Raw genomic sequence first — 18,707 nt, forward strand, 5'->3', positions numbered from 1 at the left:
CCTTAATAAAATCAAAAAGCAATCTAATTAATAAAATATGCAAACTCCCCTCTTCCTGTCTGTTGATTTATATTTGCTTCAACAGATAAATTAAAATATTTATTGGGCTCTTGAGGGCCTGGATAATAATATTCTAGCAAATAAGTACCTGTTTTTTGCTCTAAAATTAAATCATAAACTTTGGATACTCCCTCATAGGATGAAAAAGGAATTATAGCACCACCTGTTTCATCAACTAAATATTGAAGCTTGCTATTAACAGGATCATTACCAAATAATATTAAGTAAAACCTTATATCATTATTTTTATAATAGCTTACTATTGTATCCAAAGAATACTTTTCAAAAGCTTTACGATTTAAAATACCACCACTAAAATAAACTACTGCTCTTCTTGAGCTTTTTGACATAAGCCCAGAACCTGCTAATTTCAAACTAACGTCTGTTTTTACAGCATCTGTGCTATAAGGACCAAGAGAACTTGTGTTTCTAATACTATTTGTCAAGCTTTCAATATTATCTATAATAGGCACACTTGTTGCATTTATAAAACTAAAGTTTTTATTTTTTGACAACTCTATTAAAGCATTTAAACCTACGATTTGATCTAAATCATAATTTTTCATATAAGAAGATTTATCAAAAACAACTGCTATATTAATGTCTTTTGAAGCATTTACATTATATGCTACCTTAGGATTGACAATATAATAATTTTCATTTGAAATTGAAAAATTTTCACTTTTAAGCCCAACAACTGGTAATCCGCTTTTACTGCTAACATTAAGCTCAACATAAATTTTAGGCCCTCCAAGCCTAACTATTCTTCTAACATCAACATTTAAACTATCATAAAGACTTGAATCACTCTTGTAAACTGAAACCTTAGCATTATTAAAATCTGAGACAATCATCTGATTATTGGCATCCAAAATAGATGAAGAAATTTTAGAATTTATTTTATCTGCTTTTAAAATTTTTGTAATTGTCTTTTTAGCAATATTATATTTATAAACACCATCTTTTGAAGATATTATAACATTGCTGCCAATAGAATCACTACTAAGCCCCTCTATTCCTTCAATGGAAGTAAAAACTGAATACAAATGATTACCACTGGTATCAAAAACTTCAATGGTATTTCTCAGAGAATCTGCAACATAAATGTTTTCATTTAAATAAGTAACGCCCGTAGGACCTAAAAGCCCCTTATAACCTGAAGTCCTAGAGCCAAAATGCAAAATAAAATCACCTTCAAGTCCAAATTTACTCACTCTTTTATTTCCCCACTCGCTTACATAAATATAGTTCCTCTTATCAATGGCCATATATTGAGGAGCTAGCAATTCGCCATCTTTTGTACCTTTTTTTCCAATAGATCTCCTTTTAACTCCAAGAACTTTATCATAAACACCAATTTCATCGCTTGAATAAAGAGTCACATAAAGTAAATCATTAGCTTCAATAACATCATAAGGCGATTTTAAGTAGTTAAATCCATCTTTAACTAAAGCATTAACATTATTATTAACATCAAAATACAATATTTCATTACCTAAAAAATTAGCAGCATAATATCCGCCGTATTTATCAGCCCGCAAAGATGTAATCTGATACCCATGTGGCCTTTTATAAATAGAATTATCAAGAGAAGCAACTTTTACAAGTCTTTTAAAATTAAGTTCATAATTTGAAAAAATGCCTCTCCTTTGCTCAATAGTAGAAATCAAATGTCTAAGATAGGGAACCTTATAACCTTGATCTTTCAAATTTCTCCACTCCATTAAAGCTTCTTCAACATAACCCAGTCTATAATAAACATTACCAGTCCAAAAATGATAATCAAGATTATTAGGATCAAAGCTTAAAATTTTTTTAAAAGATAAAAGAGCATCATCATAAATTCCATTATTATAAGAATTAAGAGCCCATTTAAACTCTTCTTGAGCATCTTTATTAGTAACTATTCCTTGGGCATGTAAACTAAAAATATTTAAAAAAAACAAACCAATAAAACCAAAAACTAACATAATCCTCTTTACTCTTTAAAGACCTATTATAAGCATAAATTTTCCAAAAAATAATACAAAAAAATTAATGCTATCATATAAAATTATTAATGATAATGTTAAATATATTACACCATTATGTTACTAATAATAGTAAAAAAGAGGAAAAATGAAAACTAGATGCTTTTGCCTAGCCGCATTTTCAGGAATTCTTACAACACTTGCAATTCCAAATGAAATTAAAGAAACTGGATATTCAATCCTAGGATTTGTTGCTTATGTACCACTTTTTATAGCCTTAAACAAACTAGAAGATAAAAAAACATTAATAGGATTAACAGTATTTTACTTCATAATAGCCAACAGCTTGCAAAATTTTTGGCTTGGATTTTTTCATGCATTTGGATGGATTACATTCATCGGAGTGGTAATAGGATACATTCCATATTCATTAACTTTAGGCTATTTTCTTTATTACTCTTTAAAAAGCTTTAAAAATAAAACGATGACCATAACAACGCTTTTTACATTTTATGATTACTCAAGATCAATTGGATTTTTAGCATATCCCTGGGGGCTTGCAGCTTTCACTGTAAATAACTTCAATAACTTAATTCAAGTAGCAGACATTTTTGGTGTATTTTTTGTATCATTTGCAGTCTACTTTTTAAACTCGGGAATTGCAGACTTTTTAATACATAAAAACAAAACAAATTTGCTAAACATAGCATTTCCAATATTACTAATAACAACATCTTTTACTTACGGAATGCTTAAAAAAACAGAACTAAAAAGCTTATTAGCAAAAGAAATAGACAGCATAAACATTGCAGCTATTCAGATTAACACTGATCCCTGGTTGCCAGGAAATGACAAAAAAGGAATAAGGGATTCTATTGAAATTACAGAACAAGCCTTAAAAGAAAATACAAAAATAGAATTTGTAATCTGGAGCGAAGGGGTACTAACCTACCCTTTTAGCAAAGAAGACCAGCACTTTAAAAGCTCTGACTTACATAATGAGCTTAAAAATTTTATAAAAGAACAAAAAATCCCATTTGCCATTGGAGCTCCCTCAAATGTGGACAAAACTATAGGGATTCAACAAAATTCTATTTATATGATAGAGCCAAACCTCAACATTGCAAACATATACTCTAAAATATTCTTAGTTCCTTTTGCAGAAAAAATTCCATTTTACGAATATGAATTTGTAAGAAACTTTTTTTTTAAAAATTTTAGAATCTTAGGACAGATTGAAGGAAATAAAATTGAAATATTGAAATTGAAAAAGTTTAAATTTGCTCCCTTAATATGTTATGACGATGCATTTCCAGAACTTTCAAGGTTTTATAAAACCCAAGGTGCTAATGCATTGTTAAATTTTTCAAACGACTCTTGGTCAAAAACAAATTCAGCAGAATGGCAGCACTTTGTTGTGGCTAAATTTAGAAGCATTGAAAATGGAATCAAAACTATTAGAGCTACAAATGCAGGAATTACTGCAATCATCAACGAATATGGAGAAAGCATTAAAAAACTAGAAACTTTTACAAAAGGATACCTATTATCAACGGTAAAACTGTCCCCAACATTTACAACCATTTATGAAAAAATTGGAGACTCGTTTATACATATATTAGTGATAATGTTTTTAATCACAACGCTAAGACTTCAATTTATTGAAGACAAAAACCAATTAGTATCATCCTCTTTAGTAAAAATTAAAGTCTGACGTTCTTTCCAAAATGGAAAATTTTTAGTAATATCATTTTTTTTGGCATTCACATTAACAGCAAAAGAAGTATCGTTGGATTTTGAAATTTTCAAAGATTTTAAATCATAATAATCATCAACTGATAAATACTCTAACTCATCAGCGTCAGCCTTAGATGAAGCGCTTGATAAAGTTGATATAAAATCATTTTTTGATTCAAATTGGCCCATAACATTAACCTTATCTGCAACAACAGAATCAAACAAATCAAAGTTTCGAGAAATTAAAGCTCTTGCAAACTTTTCAAATTGAAACTTAATAATTTTATCTTGATTTTTGCTTCTCTCTCTTTGAGCAATATATTCTATTTTAGGAGCATTTGTAAAATCATTAATTTCTATTTTTTCGTGCACTATTCCAGGTATCTCCTCAAGCTTAACATCCTCAAGCATAACAACCTTGGAATTGTCATCCTTAATCCTAGCATCAAGCTCTTTAACTGCAAGCTTTATATCAACTCCCTTTTTCAAATCTGGATAAATCTTTAAAGCTTTTGCTTGAAAAAGCTTTCCCTTCTTAACTTTACCAACTTTTATATATCTTTGACCAACCTCATAATAAAAAACAGCAAGCTCTTTTTGCTTATCAACATAAGAAGAACTACCTTGAGCAAATAAATTTAAAAAAACAAAAGAACATAAAAAATACAGAAGAAATAATCTTCCCATAAGAACCCTCCATTAACACTCAACCTTAAAATAAAACAAAAGAATGTCAATCTACTATAAATAATTATAATACAAGTTTATCTCTAATTAAAGAAATCACTTTATTCTTATCTTCTTCGCTAAAAATATTTATATTATCGTAAGAAAATTTTATTTTTGACGATAAGTTATATTCATCATACCACTTTAAATATTTTCTATTAAGACCCTCAAGATAATCTCTAGGAATATTCATCTCAAAGCTTCTATTTCTATTTTTAATTCTGCGCTCAACCTCATCAATACTGCAATCAAGATAAACAAGCAAACTTGGTCGCTGAGAATGTTCAAGCATATTATCAAGAAGTTCAATATATATTTTATACTCCTCATCAGAGATATGCCCATCACAATTTAAAAGAGATGCAAACACACAATCACCATAAATAGATCTGTCTAGTATGCCCCCTTTTGTTCTAAATACACCTTTTATTAACTTAAACCTCTCATTAAGAAAATTAATTTGAACTGGGAATGCCCATCTGGATTTATCCTTATAAAATTTATCTAATACAGCCAAAGTAAAATCATTATTCAGTTCACTGTAAAAAGGAACTTCCAACTCCTTTGATAAAATATTTCCAAGAGTAGTTTTTCCTACCCCAATTAAACCTTCTATTACAATCACCAAGTCTACCTCCAAAAATAACTTAAATAAATTTACATATAAGCTAAAAAAGAATTGCTAAAACATAAAACTTAATTAATCAAAAATCTAATGTAAAAATTTTAATATAAAATAAAAAATCCTTAAACAAATCTTAGAAAAGAAATCAATAATTTATAAATTAAAATTCTTAAATTATTGACATTAATCTTATTTAAAAATAAGATATTAAATATAATTTAAATAAAGCTTTTATTAAAAATATTAATTATTTTCAATAAAAGAGATAAATTCTACCAAGCTTGCAAAAAACACAATAAAATTTAATTAAAAAATTTAATATATTCGGATTAAAAAATCAAAAATTAAAACTTTTTAATAAAAATAAAATTATTATAAAAATAAGGAGATATAATTATGAATTATACAAAATTCCAAGAATTTATATCGGAATTTTTGGGAACATTCATCCTATTAGCTTTAGGAACTGGATCTGTTGCAATGACAGTATTATTTCCCTCAAGCCCTGAAATACCAGGAGAAATAATAAAAGGGGGATATACCAATATAGTATTTGGATGGGGATTAGGGGTAACGTTTGGTATTTATACAGCAGCAAGAATTAGTGGAGCACACCTAAACCCAGCTGTTAGCATAGGATTAGCAAGTATTGGAAAATTTCCCGTTTCAAAACTTTTACATTACATTGTAGCGCAAATATTAGGAGCATTTACAGGCGCATTAATGACGCTTGTCGTATTTTATCCTAAATGGATAGAAATGGATCCTAGCCTAGAAAATACTCAAGGAATAATGGCAACTTTCCCCGCTATTCCTGGCTTTTTGCCTGGGTTTATTGATCAAATTTTTGGAACTTTTTTGCTAATGTTTTTAATTTCCGCTGTTGGAGATTTTACAAAAAAACACAGTGATAATCCATTTATTCCATTCATTATAGGAGCAGTGGTTTTATCAATAGGAATAAGTTTTGGGGGAATGAACGGCTATGCTATTAATCCTGCAAGGGATTTAGGGCCAAGAATTTTACTCTTACTTACTGGATTTAAAAATCATGGATTTAACAACCTAAGTATATTTATTGTACCAATAATTGGCCCAATAATTGGAGCAATTTTGGGAGCTACAATTTACGAATTTACACTAAAAAATAACAAAGACTAAAAGAAAAGATATTTATTTTTATTAAAGGAAAAGGGAAAAATTATGAAATACATTTTATCTATTGATCAAGGTACTACTAGCTCAAGAGCAATGGTATTTGATAAACATGCAAACATAAAAGGGCTTGCTCAAAAAGAATTTACTCAAATTTACCCACAACCAAGTTGGGTGGAACATGATCCTACCGAAATATGGGGATCACAACTTGGAGTTATAACAGAAGCTATGGCAAATTCAAGAATTTTACCAAATGAAGTTGATGCTATTGGAATAACTAATCAAAGAGAAACTACAGTTATATGGGAAAAAAATACAGGAAAGCCCATCTATAATGCAATAGTATGGCAAGACAGAAGAACTGCAAAAATTTGTGACCAATTAAAAAAAGAAGGAAAAGATAAAATTATTTTGGAAAAAACAGGCTTGGTGATAGATTCTTATTTTAGTGGAACAAAAATAATGTGGATCTTGGATAATGTAGAAGGAGCTAGAAAAAAAGCTGAAAATGGCGAATTGTGCTTTGGAACAATAGATACATGGCTATTGTGGAATCTGACTCAAAAAAAAGTACATGCAACTGATTATTCTAATGCTTCAAGAACATTATTATTAAACATTAAAACATTAGAATGGGACGATGAGCTTTTAAGCATATTAAATATTCCAAAAACAATTTTACCTGAACTTAAAGAAAGTTCCACAATATATGGCAAAACAGACAAAGCGCTATTTGGAGCAGAAATTCCTATTGCAGGAATTGCTGGAGATCAATTTGCAGCAACATTTGGACAGGCTTGCCTTAAAAAAGGTATGGCTAAAAACACTTATGGAACTGGTTGCTTTTTAACAGTAAATATAGGTAAAGAACCAATTATTAGCAATGACAAACTTTTAACTTCAATTGCATGGGGAAGAAAAAAATCTGTAACTTATGTTCTTGAAGGAAGTGTTTTTATTGGTGGAGCCGTAATCCAGTGGCTAAGAGACGGTCTTGAATTTTTCAGAAAAAGCTCAGATGCAGAAACATTGGCAAGCTCTGTCTCAGATAATGGCGGAATTTATTTTGTTCCAGCATTTGTTGGGCTTGGCGCACCTCATTGGGATTCTTATGCAAGAGGAACAATCATCGGAATAACAAGAGGATCAACAAAAGCTCACATTACAAGATCTGCTCTTGAAAGCATCGCATTTCAAAGTTTTGATATACTAAATACCATGAAAAAATCCGTTCCCAACTTTGAAATTCAAGAATTAAGAGTAGACGGAGGAGCAAGTCAAAATAATCTATTAATGCAATTTCAAGCTGATCTTTTAGAATGCAGAGTTGTAAGACCAAAAATAACAGAAACAACCGCTCTTGGAGCAGCTTATCTAGCGGGGCTTGCAACAGGTTATTGGCAAAGCGCTGAAGAAATCGTAAGCCTTTGGCAAGTAGATAAGATATTTACACCTTCAATGCCAAAAAATCAAAAAGAAAGGCTTCTTGAGAATTGGAACAGGGCAATTGAAAGATCAAAATCCTGGATACAGAATTCTAATAATCTATAAAAGTTAAAAATAGGGCTTTAAAGATTATAACAATAATATGCCGGTAGCAAAATTATGCACAATTTATTTAATTTTTTAAAAATAAAACAACATATAATAAAAATGTTTAGCAAGCAAATAAATCAATTATACAAACAGCTCTTAATTTTTTTCATCTTATCTATTGATATTGTACATGTATTCAAGAAATAAGCTGTCTAAAATTTACAAAAAGGTGTAATTATTGGAGCAATAAAAAAATGGTTAATAATATATTAAATCTAAAGAAAAATCACAAAAAATTGAAAAATTTACCAGCGAAATTGGTCTATAGTACTAATTAAAATTAAAACAAATGGACTTTTCGAATTTTTTAAATCTAGTATTTAGCTAAAAAGAAAAGAAATCAACTAAAATGGAGGAATATTTAAATTTCATGAATAATAACAAAGAAACAAAATTAAAAGATCTTGAAAATCAAGAATTTGATCTTATAATAATTGGAGGAGGCGCAACAGGTCTTGGCATTGCAGTAGACGCAATCACAAGGGGATATAAAACAATACTTATAGAAAAATTTGATTATGCAAAAGGAACTTCCTCTAGATCAAGCAAATTAATTCACGGCGGAGTAAGATATTTAGCCCAATGGAATATTTCTTTAGTTAAAGAAGCTTTACAGGAAAAAGCCATTCTTGAAAAAAATGCACCTCATTTAATTAACGAGTGTGCGCTTATCACTCCTATTTATAATATTTTAGAAATACCTTATTATTATTTTGGATTAGTTTACTATCACAATCTTATGGGCAAAGAAAAAACTGCCAAATATAAAACTAAATTACTATCCAAAACATCTACCATCGAAAAAGCTCCTAATATTAAAACAGAAGGTCTTAAATGCTCTGTTCTATATTACGACGATTCATTTGATGATGCTAGAATGGCAATAACATTACTAAGAACTTTTACCGAAAAAGGAGGTATTGCACTTAACTATACAGAACTTAAAAAATTCAACAAAGAAAACGGAAAACTTTCAGGAGCTCTCATACAAAATAAATTTTCAAAAGAACAAATTTCATTAAAAAGCAAATGCATAATAAACGCAACAGGAATATTTTCAGATGAAATAAGAAAATTGGATGATGAAAAAGCTTTAAACATCATTAAACCTTCCCAAGGTAGCCATTTAATAATCAAAAAAGATAAATTTCCCAAAAATCATGCAATATTAATGCCTAAAACTAGTGATAATAGGATTTTATTTGCTATTCCTTGGCATGATAGTGTTGTTTGCGGAAGCACTGATATTCCAATAAAAGAAATAGAAGAAGAACCTAAAAGATTTGACGAAGAGATTGACTTTATAATAAATAATTTAAACAACTATTTAAATATTAAAATAGACAAATCAGATGTAAAAAGTGTATATACCGGAATAAGACCATTAATAATGGACCCAAAAGCTGAAGGCAACACTTCAAAAATCTCAAGAAATGAAAAAATATTTATATCAGATTCAAATCTTATTACAATAGCGGGAGGCAAATATACTACATATAGAAAAATGGCAGAAAAAACTTTGCTCAAGGCCATAGAAAAAAATTTAATACCAAATTGCAAACCAACTACAGAAAATTTAAAGTTGCACGGCTACCTTAAAAAAGAAGAGGCAATGAAAATTCCTGAACCTTTTAGAGCTTATGGCAGCGACTTTGAAATTCTAAAAAATATGGAGGGTTTTGACAAAAAGATACACAAAAACTTGGATTTAAATGAAGCCCAAATAGCTTTTTCAATTGAATTTGAGCAAGCCAAAACTATTGAGGATGTTTTAGCAAGAAGAACAAGATCGCTACCCTTAAATCCTCAAGCTACAATTGAAGCCGCTCCAAGAGTTGCTGAAATAATGATGAAAAAATTAAATAAATCTGAAGAGTGGAAAAATGAACAAATAAAAAACTTTTTAGAAATAAGTAAAAAATATTTAATTTAAAATTAATTTAATTTTTACTATTAAACAAAGGGATTGTTAAACAATCCCTTTTAATTTAAAACTTAAAACATTGAAAAAATCTAAAACCCAATTCACATTAATAAATTCACAAGTAAACCTTGAATCTCTTCAATGCTATCTAAAAGTTTAATCTGAGTCATTTGATTTTGTAAAACAGAATGGGCAAGTTTGTCTAACTTATCGTTAATAATCTTAATAATTCTATACTTGGGTCGCTTAGAATCTCCCAAACTTCCCCCTTTTTGTTCTTTCAAACAAACAGAAGATGATATAATAATAGACATAAACTCTGAAATAACTTTTTTATAAAAAATCACATTTTGCCTAGAAGGCTCACTCAAAAGCCTCTCACCAGTCTCATTAATTCCATCCAACATGCTTTTAATTAAGTCGAGATTAAATTCTCCATTTTCAAGCAAAATAAAATGCTTATCCTCTTTAGCGCTTTCAATCTGAAAAACCGAAGAAAAAACATTGCTTTTATCAAAAAATACCTTTTTGCCACTTTTTTTATAATCTTTTGAATTAAGATTTAATGCCCCAGCAATCAAATTATTTACTTTCATCTATTTTACTCACAACACTTGAAAAATATTTATCATCTTCACCTTCTAAAAGTTGAAAAGATTTTTTTTCTTCTTGATGCTCCTTATTGATTTCAATTAAAAGATCTTCATTAACCTTATAAGAGCCAGTATAAAAAAGGGTGTTTCTTTCAGGAGCTCTAAGGTATTCAGAACCAATATCCATATACCCATCAATAATAGCACCCTCTTCAACTTCAATCGACTTACAAGAAATATTCCCAATAACACACCCTGATGCAAATATTTTAATCTTGCTTTTAGCATAAATATTGCCCACAACCATTCCAGAAATAACAAGTTCATTAGCATCAATACTAGATTTAACTCTGCCACTCTCTCCAATAATTACTCTTTTCGTAGAGCTAATAGTGCCTATAAAATCACCATCAAGCCGAATAAAATTATTTGAAACTAAATCTCCTTTAAAAAAATCACCAACACCCACTATTGTTTTTATTTCGTCAAAAATAAACAAAGGAGAGGCTTTTCTTTCTTTTTTCACATTCAAAAAATTTAACATCTATTTCGAAGCTCCTGTTGCTAAATTCAAATACATATCAGGATTAATAACTTGAGAACCTACACGAACCTCATAATGAACATGTGGGCCCGTTGCATAGCCTGTCTGCCCCATAAATCCAATTATCTGCCCCTTTTTGACATAAGACCCTTTAGAAGTATTAAGACGCGACATATGCGCATAAAGAGTAGCAAGTCCATACTTATGCTTAATTTGAACAAAATTGCCATAGCCTGCTGATTGATAGCTTGCTCTAACAACTTCCCCATCAGCAGTTGCAACAATAGGAGTTCCAATTCTAACTCCTCCAAGATCTATGCCTTTGTGAATATACCACTGCCTAGTAAAAGGCTCAATAGCTGGACCAAAATGCAGGGTAATAATTCCAGATCCACCCGCAAGAGGCCAAAGAGAAGGAATATCATTTAAAAGCTTGTCCTGAGCGTGCAATACCTTAACTATGCTTTTAAGAGGAGGAATTGAACTTTCTATTTTGCTTTTAATATTTTTAAGATCGCTAAGCTCTTTTATTGAATTAGCTTCTAAAATTTGCAAATCAATAAAATCAGAAAGATCTCCATCTAGTTTATTTTTATTTAAATCAACACCATTAGAGTTGATTTTTAAAGAAGTTTTAAGCTCATCTAAAATTTTAGAAAAATTTTTTGCAACAGAGTTAATTTCTACAACTGTATTTCTAAAATCTTCAATCTCAGATTCTGCCAAAGAGTAATTTTTCTCTGTGGATTTCACAATTGATGAGAGAGTAACATAATTAACAGCAAGCAAAACAAACCCTATAAAACCGCCAAAAAAAAAAGTAGCAAAGAAAAATAAAGTCAAAAAAGAAATTTTAATATTTTTTACATTCCCTTTAACATGGGGAATAATCATAAAACTAATATTTTGCTTAAAAAAAGAATGTACAACCTTAAGGGCTATAAACAAAGAATTATAAATAGCTAAAAAAAACTTTAAAATTCCTTTAAAACCCAAAATAATCTTAAATTTAATTCTTTTCTTCATAACAAACCTTACCAAAAATTACCATACTAAAACAAAAAAATTAAAAATTTATTTAAATACCTTAGACAAAAATCCAAATTTTTCTATAAAAACCTAGTACAAAAATGCTCAACAAATATAAAAAATTAAAGAGAATAATATTTAAAACCAATACGATTATGAAATTAAACTCATAAATACTTTATTATTATATAGATGAAAACACTATTTTTTGCAACAACAAATGAAAATAAAATAAATGAAGTAAAAAATATATTAGATATACCTAATTTAAACTTAATAGTCCCCCAAAATTTTAATATAAAAGAAACAGGAAAAACATTTAAAGAAAACTCTTTGCTTAAAGCAAAAGCACTGTTTGAAATTTTAAATAAAAATCAAAATGTTTTTGGGGAAGATTCTGGGTTGTGCATTGAGGCACTAAACTTGGAGCCTGGAATTTACTCCAAAAGATATGACATTTATAAGCTATGTAAAAAATTAAGCACTAATGAAAAAAACCAACTAATTTTAGACTTAATGAAAAATGAAAAAAACAGAAAAGCGTATTTTATATGCAACATAAGCTATATATCAAAAAATAAAAAAATATTAAATTTTGAAGGAATTATTAAGGGAAAAATTGCCTTAAGTTTAAATAATGACAAAAACTATGGATTTGGCTATGATTCAATATTTTTAACTAAAAATAATAAAAAACTTAGCGATCTAACACTTGAAGAAAAAAACAAAATATCCCATCGAGGAATAGCATTTTTAAAATTTAAAAAATTTTTATTAGAATCTTTATTCAACAGCTAAACTTAAAGGCTTTTTATATATAAAGTTTAGACTTTATTGTAAAATAAAAAGCACAATGTTTATAAAATTTCGACTTATTATTTCTTTCCAAACAATAAAAAAAGGAAGAGGAGAATTTAGTGATAAATAGAAATGAAATCAATGAGAATGATAAATGGGATTTATCTTTTCTATTTGAAAATGAAGAAGAATATGCAAAAGCAATCAATGCTATTGAAATCAAAACCAAAGAATTTAAAAAATATGAAAAATTGGAATTAAATTTTGATTTGTTTAAAGAAATTTTAAACAAATATTATGAAATCATGGAAGATTTAGAGAAAGTCTCTTACTATGCAATGCTTCAATTAGAAACAGATGTAACAAACAAGGATTCAAATAAAATATATTCTATATGTGTTAACTTAGCTACAAAAGTATCTAATACTACCTCATACTTCATGCCGAAAATACTAAAAACAGACGAAAAAAAAATTCAAGCTTGGATAAATGAGCCAGAACTTAAGGATAAAAAGATTGCAATTGAAAAAATACTAAGAGAAAAAAACCACATTTTAAGCGAACAAGAAGAAAAAATACTTGCCAACTACACACCTATTTACTCATCTTATCAAAACATATTCTCAGCATTAACAAATGCTGATATGGAATTTGGAGAAATCAATGGTCGCCCTTTAACCAATTCCACTTACACACTATTTCTACAAAACGAAGATCAAAAAATACGAAAAGAAGCTTTTTTAAAATTTTATCAAAAATACAAAAATAATGAGAATACACTTGCTAATCTTATTATTTCAGACTTTAAGAAAAATCACTTTATTGCAAAGACAAGAAAGTTTCAAAATACTTTTTCAATGCAACTCTTTTCAAACAACATTGACAAAAAAGTTTATACAAATTTAATCGAAACTGTCAATGAAAATTTATCTGTGCTTAATGACTATTATGAGTTTAGAAAAAAAGTTTTAAACCAAGAATATCTATATCACTATGATGTTTACGTGCCATTAACAAAAGGAATAACATTTAAAAATTCGTTTGAAGAAGCTTGTGAGAAAATATTAAAATCTTTAGAGATACTAGGAAATGAATATACAAAAACCCTAAGAAATGGTCTTTTAAAAGAAAGATGGGTTGATAAATACGAGAATACTGGAAAAAGATCAGGGGCTTTTAGCGCTGGATCATACAACGGAAAACCTTACATACTTCTTAATTACAAAGACGAATCAATAAGAGATATGTTTACACTTGCACACGAAGCAGGACATTCAATGCACTCTTACTTTAGTATAAAAAACAATCAATTTCCACACTATAATTATTCCATTTTCGAAGCAGAAATAGCATCAATAATTAATGAACAAATATTAGCAGAATATTTGCTTAAAAACGAAACCGATACTAAAAAAATAAAATATATAAAACTCACACAAATTGACGACATGATTTCAACATTCTTCCGACAAACAATGTTTGCTGAATTTGAGTACATTATTCATGAAATGATTAGCAAGGAAGAATCTGTTATAAAAGAAACACTAATAGAAACTTATATGAATTTGCTAAAAAAATACTTTGGACCTAGTCTAAAATTTGATGAATTAAGTCCACTTGAATGCCTTAGAATTCCTCACTTTTATTCACCCTTTTATGTGTATCAATATGCTACAGGCATTGCAGCTGCTCTGTCAATATACAAAGATATTAAAGAAAATAAAAAAGATGCAGTAAAAAATTATATAAAATTTTTAAAAACAGGTGGTTCTAAATATCCACTAGATTCCTTAAATATTACCGGAGTAGATTTAACAAAAAAAGCAACAATAGAAAACACTATTAATATTTTTAAATGTAGACTTGAAGAGATAAAAAAAATATTCCAATAAAAGGAGATTTACTGTGAAAAATATCAATTTGATTTTAGCTTGGCTTGTACATATTTTTACAGCATCTGGCTTGATTGTAGGACTTTACTCAATAATTTCAATTGTAAATGGTGATTATTCTCTTCTTTTAAGGTTAACAGTAATAGGGCTTATAATAGATGGAATTGATGGAACTATGGCAAGAAAGCTTAAAGTGAAAGAATTAATACCTGAAATTGATGGCACTCTACTTGATAATATTACAGACTACATAAACTATACATTCATACCTGTTATATTTTTTTATTTAGGAGAATTCATTGAAGAAAAATATAAAGTCGCCATTTGCATTGGAATTTTACTCTCATCAGCATACCAATTCTCAAGAACAGATGCAAAAACAAATGATAACTACTTTAGAGGATTTCCTTCTTTATGGAATCTCTTTGTGATATTAAACATAATCTTTAAAATAGAGCAAATAACAAATTTTATTGCAATGTCAATATGCATTATAACAAGCTTTATCCCAATAAAATTTATTTATCCATCAAAAACTAAAGAATTAAGGAAAATTACTATACCAATAACAATAATAAGCTGCCCAATATTTGTTGTATCAATATTTTCAGAACTATCCACAACAACGTTAAAAATAGCAAAAACGGTTCTTATCCTTTACTTTGCATATTTAACTTTAGCAAGCATATATTTAACCTATAAAACAAGAAATAGATGACAAAAATGTATATAAACACAATAATAGAATATATTGATTCAAATATAGCTTATTCCCCAATAGTATTTTTTTCTTTGCTAATTTTAGCAGGGCTTAATGTCCCTATTTCTGAGGATGCAATAGTACTAATGGGTGGGATTTTATCTAGTAGAAAAAATGAATATACTGTATTAATATTTTTGGGAATTTTTTGGGGAGCCTATATTGGGGACATAATATCTTTTTACATTGGGAAATTAATGGGGAATAAATTGTTTAAAAACAAAAAAGACAATAACCTGCTTGACAAAATAAATTACTATTATGGTCAATACGGAGTATTAACTTTATTTATAGGAAGATTTATACCCTTTGGAGTTAGAAACGCAATATTTATATCAGCGGGAATGGGAAATATGAAATCCAATTTATTTATTGTTTCTGACTTTTTTGCAACTTTGCTCTCAATAATGGTTTATTTTACTCTAAGCTTTAAACTAGGACAATCATTTGAAATAATATTTTCAAAAATAAAAATAATTATATTTACAATATTTATTATTGTAATAGCTACAACAATAATAATCTACGTAATTAAAAAAAATAAAAAAGTTGACAAAAATTTAAAATAAAAAATATAATGGTTAACAGCGCTGTGGTGGTGGAAGTGGTAGACACGCTAGCTTGAGGGGCTAGTGGGTGCAAACCCGTGCTGGTTCAAGTCCAGTTCACAGCATCAAAATTGTTAGCAGCTTATTGAATAAAATTAGAAAAAATGTGATTTAAAAAGATACTAGAGAATAATTATAGGTTGATTTTCAAGAGGACAAATGTCTAAATACGAATTCATAAAAATTGAAAAAAAATGGCAAGAATTTTGGGATAATAACAAAACATACAAAGTAGAAGAAGATCTAAGCATTCCCAAAGAAAAAAGATTATATATACTTGACATGTTCCCCTATCCTTCTGCCAACGGACTTCATGTTGGCCATCCAGAAGGATACACAGCAACTGATATATTTGGAAGATACAAGCTTTTGAATGGATTTAATGTGCTTCATCCAATGGGATTTGATAGCTTTGGACTTCCTGCTGAAAATTACGCATTACAAACAGGAACTCATCCTCAAAAAAGCACAGAGGAAAATATTAATAAGTTTAAAAAACAAATAAAAGCTTTGGGATTTGCCTATGATTGGGATCGAGAAATTAGAACACATGAGGAAAATTACTATAAATGGACACAGTGGATTTTCTTGCAATTATATAAAAAAGGCCTGGCTTATGCAAAAGAAATGCCTGTATGGTACTGTCCTGAGCTTGGAACAGTATTAGCAAATGAAGAGATTATTCAAACTCCAGATGGACCAAAATCTGAGAGAGGATTTTACAACGTCGAAAAAAAATATTTAAGACAGTGGGTTCTAAAAATTACAAAGTATGCTGAAAGATTGTTAAACGACCTTGGAGAATTAGAATGGCCTGAATCTGTAAAAGAAATGCAGCGAAATTGGATTGGCAAATCAACAGGAGTTGAAATTGAGTTTGAAATTGAAGGCCACAGCGATAAAATCAAAGTCTTTACAACAAGGCCAGATACAATCTTTGGTATCACATATTTAGTGATCGCACCAGAAAATAAACTAATAGAAAAAATAACAAAAAATAACTTTAAAAAAAATGTCTTAAAATATGTAAAGCAAGAAGAACTCAAAAGTGATCTTAAGAGAACCTCTCTTGAAAAAGATAAATCAGGGGTTTTTACAGGATCTTATGCGCTTCATCCAATAACAAATGAAAAAATTCCAATTTGGGTTGGAAGCTACGTACTAGGAACTTACGGAACCGGAGCTGTAATGGGTGTTCCAGCGCATGATGAAAGGGACTTTCAATTTGCTAAAAAGTATAAATTAAAAATTTTACCTGTAATATCAAAATCAGGAAAAAATGAAATATTAGAAAAAGCATTTCTTAATGACGGAATTTCAATAAATTCTCCTAATGAATTTAATAATCTTAAAAATTCTGAAGTAAAAGATAAGGTAATAGAATGGCTTACTAAAAACAAAAAGGGGAAAGAAAAAGTTACCTACAAGCTTAGAGATTGGATTTTTTCAAGGCAAAGATACTGGGGAGAACCTATACCCATTTTGTTTGATAAACTTGGAAATGCAATACCCTTAGAGGAAAATAATCTTCCCTTAAAGCTTCCAGAAATTGCAAACTATAAACCTTCTGGAACAGGAGAATCTCCTTTATCAAGGATTAAAGATTGGGTAAACGTAAAAGATACGGGTTTTACAAGAGAAACAAATACAATGCCTCAATGGGCAGGCTCTTGTTGGTATTATTTAAGATACCTCGACCCTAAAAACCCAAAAGAGTTTGCAAGCAAAAAAAAAATTGAATATTGGATGCCGGTTGACCTATACATAGGTGGGGCTGAACATACAGTATTACACCTGCTTTACTCAAGGTTTTGGCACAAAGTTCTTTATGACCTAGGATATGTAAATACCAAAGAACCTTTTAAAAAGCTAATAAATCAAGGCATAATAACGTCATTTTCTTATCAAAAAGAAAATGGAGTTTTAATACCTAATGACCAAGTTATAGAAAAAGATAATAAATTTTTTGACAAAAAAGATAACAAAGAAGTAACCCAAGTAATTGCCAAAATGTCAAAATCTTTAAAAAATGTAATAAACCCAGACGACATTATTAAGGAATTTGGAGCAGACTCAATGAGAATTTATGAAATGTTTATGGGACCACTAACAGATTCTAAGCCTTGGAATACTAAAGGCATTATTGGCGTTTTTCGATTTTTAAATAAAATTTGGAGCTTAAGAGAAAAAGAACTATCAAAAGACAATCCTCCAAAGGAAATAATATCTAAACTACACAAAGTAATAAAAAAAGTCACAGAAGACACAGAAAAACTAAATTTCAATACTGCAATCTCCGCCATGATGATATTTATAAATGAACTTCTAAAGTATGAAAAAAATTATTTAAACATATTTAAACCGTTTATCGTTATTTTATCCCCTTATGCGCCACATTTAGCAGAAGAGCTATGGGAATATATTGGGGAGCTTCCTAGTTTATTTAAAAATTCAAAATGGCCAAAATTCGATGAAAGCCTTATTATTAAAGACGCAAAAGAAATTGTCCTACAAATAAATGGAAAAATAAAAGACAAAATTTTACTAAACAAAGAAACAGGTGAAGAAGAACTAAAAGAAATAGCAATGAAAAATAGTAAAATACAATCAAACTTATTCAATAAAAAAATAGTAAAAATAATTGTAATTAAAAACAAGCTTGTCAACATAGTAATAAAGTAAAA

General features: G+C 28.9%; 15 protein-coding genes and 1 tRNA gene. 10 read left to right on the forward strand and 6 right to left on the reverse strand.

Annotated elements, in window-relative coordinates; translation table 11 throughout:
- Positions 1-23: 23 nt before the first annotated feature.
- Positions 24-2,030: a hypothetical protein gene (locus Bmayo_RS01175; RefSeq protein ID WP_075551945.1), complete on the reverse strand. Its 2,007-nt coding sequence runs from the start codon at positions 2,028-2,030 to the stop codon at positions 24-26.
- 148 nt (positions 2,031-2,178) lie between these two features.
- On the opposite strand from Bmayo_RS01175, the gene lnt reads away from it, so the two are divergent.
- Positions 2,179-3,744, forward strand: a complete 1,566-nt coding sequence (gene lnt / locus Bmayo_RS01180; protein WP_075551946.1) for an apolipoprotein N-acyltransferase — start codon at positions 2,179-2,181, stop codon at positions 3,742-3,744.
- On the opposite strand, the gene Bmayo_RS01185 is transcribed toward lnt, so the two are convergent.
- Positions 3,684-4,454: a hypothetical protein gene (locus tag Bmayo_RS01185; protein ID WP_075551947.1), complete on the reverse strand. Its 771-nt coding sequence runs from the start codon at positions 4,452-4,454 to the stop codon at positions 3,684-3,686. The two genes, lnt and Bmayo_RS01185, sit on opposite strands and share 61 nt — an antisense overlap.
- 64 nt (positions 4,455-4,518) lie before the next feature.
- A complete protein-coding gene (locus tag Bmayo_RS01190; protein WP_075551948.1) occupies positions 4,519-5,121 on the reverse strand; it encodes a deoxynucleoside kinase in 603 nt (200 codons plus the stop codon).
- A gap of 396 nt (positions 5,122-5,517) precedes the next feature.
- Here Bmayo_RS01190 and Bmayo_RS01195 point away from each other — a divergent pair, with 396 nt between their 5' ends.
- The 3 genes from Bmayo_RS01195 (at position 5,518) to Bmayo_RS01205 (ending at position 9,808) form a co-directional block, all read left to right on the forward strand.
- The gene (locus tag Bmayo_RS01195) at positions 5,518-6,282 is read left to right on the forward strand and encodes an MIP/aquaporin family protein (RefSeq protein WP_075551949.1); all 765 of its coding nucleotides are present in this window, start codon (positions 5,518-5,520) and stop codon (positions 6,280-6,282) included.
- Between the two features lie 42 nt (positions 6,283-6,324).
- Complete coding sequence (gene glpK, locus Bmayo_RS01200) at positions 6,325-7,830, forward strand: glycerol kinase GlpK (RefSeq protein WP_075551950.1); 1,506 nt, start codon at positions 6,325-6,327, stop codon at positions 7,828-7,830.
- Positions 7,831-8,224: 394 nt separating this feature from the next.
- Positions 8,225-9,808, forward strand: coding sequence for a glycerol-3-phosphate dehydrogenase/oxidase (locus Bmayo_RS01205; protein ID WP_145924579.1), 1,584 nt, complete (start codon positions 8,225-8,227; stop codon positions 9,806-9,808).
- Between the two features lie 92 nt (positions 9,809-9,900).
- Here the strand turns inward: Bmayo_RS01205 and Bmayo_RS01210 are convergent, their stop codons facing one another.
- Genes Bmayo_RS01210 through Bmayo_RS01220 form a run of 3 tightly spaced genes read right to left on the reverse strand, consistent with a single transcriptional unit; the run spans position 9,901 to position 11,962 of the window.
- A complete protein-coding gene (locus Bmayo_RS01210; RefSeq protein ID WP_075551952.1) occupies positions 9,901-10,395 on the reverse strand; it encodes a YaaR family protein in 495 nt (164 codons plus the stop codon).
- On the reverse strand, positions 10,382-10,936 hold the full coding sequence (locus tag Bmayo_RS01215; RefSeq protein WP_075551953.1) for a bactofilin family protein: 555 nt from the start codon (positions 10,934-10,936) through the stop codon (positions 10,382-10,384). The genes Bmayo_RS01210 and Bmayo_RS01215 overlap by 14 nt, the downstream gene beginning before the upstream one ends.
- Positions 10,937-11,962, reverse strand: a complete 1,026-nt coding sequence (locus tag Bmayo_RS01220; RefSeq protein WP_075551954.1) for a M23 family metallopeptidase — start codon at positions 11,960-11,962, stop codon at positions 10,937-10,939.
- Between the two features lie 195 nt (positions 11,963-12,157).
- On the opposite strand from Bmayo_RS01220, the gene rdgB reads away from it, so the two are divergent.
- From rdgB to leuS, 6 genes are all read left to right on the forward strand, one after another.
- Positions 12,158-12,763, forward strand: a complete 606-nt coding sequence (gene rdgB / locus Bmayo_RS01225; RefSeq protein ID WP_075551955.1) for an RdgB/HAM1 family non-canonical purine NTP pyrophosphatase — start codon at positions 12,158-12,160, stop codon at positions 12,761-12,763.
- 119 nt (positions 12,764-12,882) lie between these two features.
- On the forward strand, positions 12,883-14,655 hold the full coding sequence (pepF, locus tag Bmayo_RS01230) for an oligoendopeptidase F (protein WP_075551956.1): 1,773 nt from the start codon (positions 12,883-12,885) through the stop codon (positions 14,653-14,655).
- A gap of 13 nt (positions 14,656-14,668) precedes the next feature.
- The gene (pcsA, locus tag Bmayo_RS01235) at positions 14,669-15,373 is read left to right on the forward strand and encodes a phosphatidylcholine synthase (RefSeq protein WP_075551957.1); all 705 of its coding nucleotides are present in this window, start codon (positions 14,669-14,671) and stop codon (positions 15,371-15,373) included.
- Complete coding sequence (locus tag Bmayo_RS01240; RefSeq protein ID WP_145924580.1) at positions 15,370-15,984, forward strand: DedA family protein; 615 nt, start codon at positions 15,370-15,372, stop codon at positions 15,982-15,984. The genes pcsA and Bmayo_RS01240 overlap by 4 nt, the downstream gene beginning before the upstream one ends.
- Positions 15,985-16,004: 20 nt before the next feature.
- Positions 16,005-16,088 (forward strand) — tRNA-Leu (locus tag Bmayo_RS01245).
- 94 nt (positions 16,089-16,182) lie between these two features.
- Positions 16,183-18,705: a leucine--tRNA ligase gene (gene leuS, locus Bmayo_RS01250; protein ID WP_075551958.1), complete on the forward strand. Its 2,523-nt coding sequence runs from the start codon at positions 16,183-16,185 to the stop codon at positions 18,703-18,705.
- Positions 18,706-18,707 lie beyond the last annotated feature (2 nt).

The sequence above is a fragment of the Borreliella mayonii genome, assembly GCF_001945665.1.
GTDB lineage: Bacteria > Spirochaetota > Spirochaetia > Borreliales > Borreliaceae > Borreliella > Borreliella mayonii.

Excerpts from the sequence above, each read along its gene's own strand:
- Bmayo_RS01175 (WP_075551945.1), bottom strand. The coding sequence starts at position 2,030 with ATGTTAGTTTTTGGTTTTATTGGTTTGTTTTTTTTAAATATTTTTAGT.
- lnt (WP_075551946.1), top strand. The coding sequence starts at position 2,179 with ATGAAAACTAGATGCTTTTGCCTAGCCGCATTTTCAGGAATTCTTACA.
- Bmayo_RS01185 (WP_075551947.1), bottom strand. The coding sequence starts at position 4,454 with ATGGGAAGATTATTTCTTCTGTATTTTTTATGTTCTTTTGTTTTTTTA.
- Bmayo_RS01195 (WP_075551949.1), top strand. The coding sequence starts at position 5,518 with ATGAATTATACAAAATTCCAAGAATTTATATCGGAATTTTTGGGAACA.
- glpK (WP_075551950.1), top strand. The coding sequence starts at position 6,325 with ATGAAATACATTTTATCTATTGATCAAGGTACTACTAGCTCAAGAGCA.
- Bmayo_RS01205 (WP_145924579.1), top strand. The coding sequence starts at position 8,225 with ATGGAGGAATATTTAAATTTCATGAATAATAACAAAGAAACAAAATTA.
- Bmayo_RS01210 (WP_075551952.1), bottom strand. The coding sequence starts at position 10,395 with ATGAAAGTAAATAATTTGATTGCTGGGGCATTAAATCTTAATTCAAAA.
- Bmayo_RS01215 (WP_075551953.1), bottom strand. The coding sequence starts at position 10,936 with ATGTTAAATTTTTTGAATGTGAAAAAAGAAAGAAAAGCCTCTCCTTTG.
- Bmayo_RS01220 (WP_075551954.1), bottom strand. The coding sequence starts at position 11,962 with ATGAAGAAAAGAATTAAATTTAAGATTATTTTGGGTTTTAAAGGAATT.
- rdgB (WP_075551955.1), top strand. The coding sequence starts at position 12,158 with ATGAAAACACTATTTTTTGCAACAACAAATGAAAATAAAATAAATGAA.
- Bmayo_RS01240 (WP_145924580.1), top strand. The coding sequence starts at position 15,370 with ATGACAAAAATGTATATAAACACAATAATAGAATATATTGATTCAAAT.
- leuS (WP_075551958.1), top strand. The coding sequence starts at position 16,183 with ATGTCTAAATACGAATTCATAAAAATTGAAAAAAAATGGCAAGAATTT.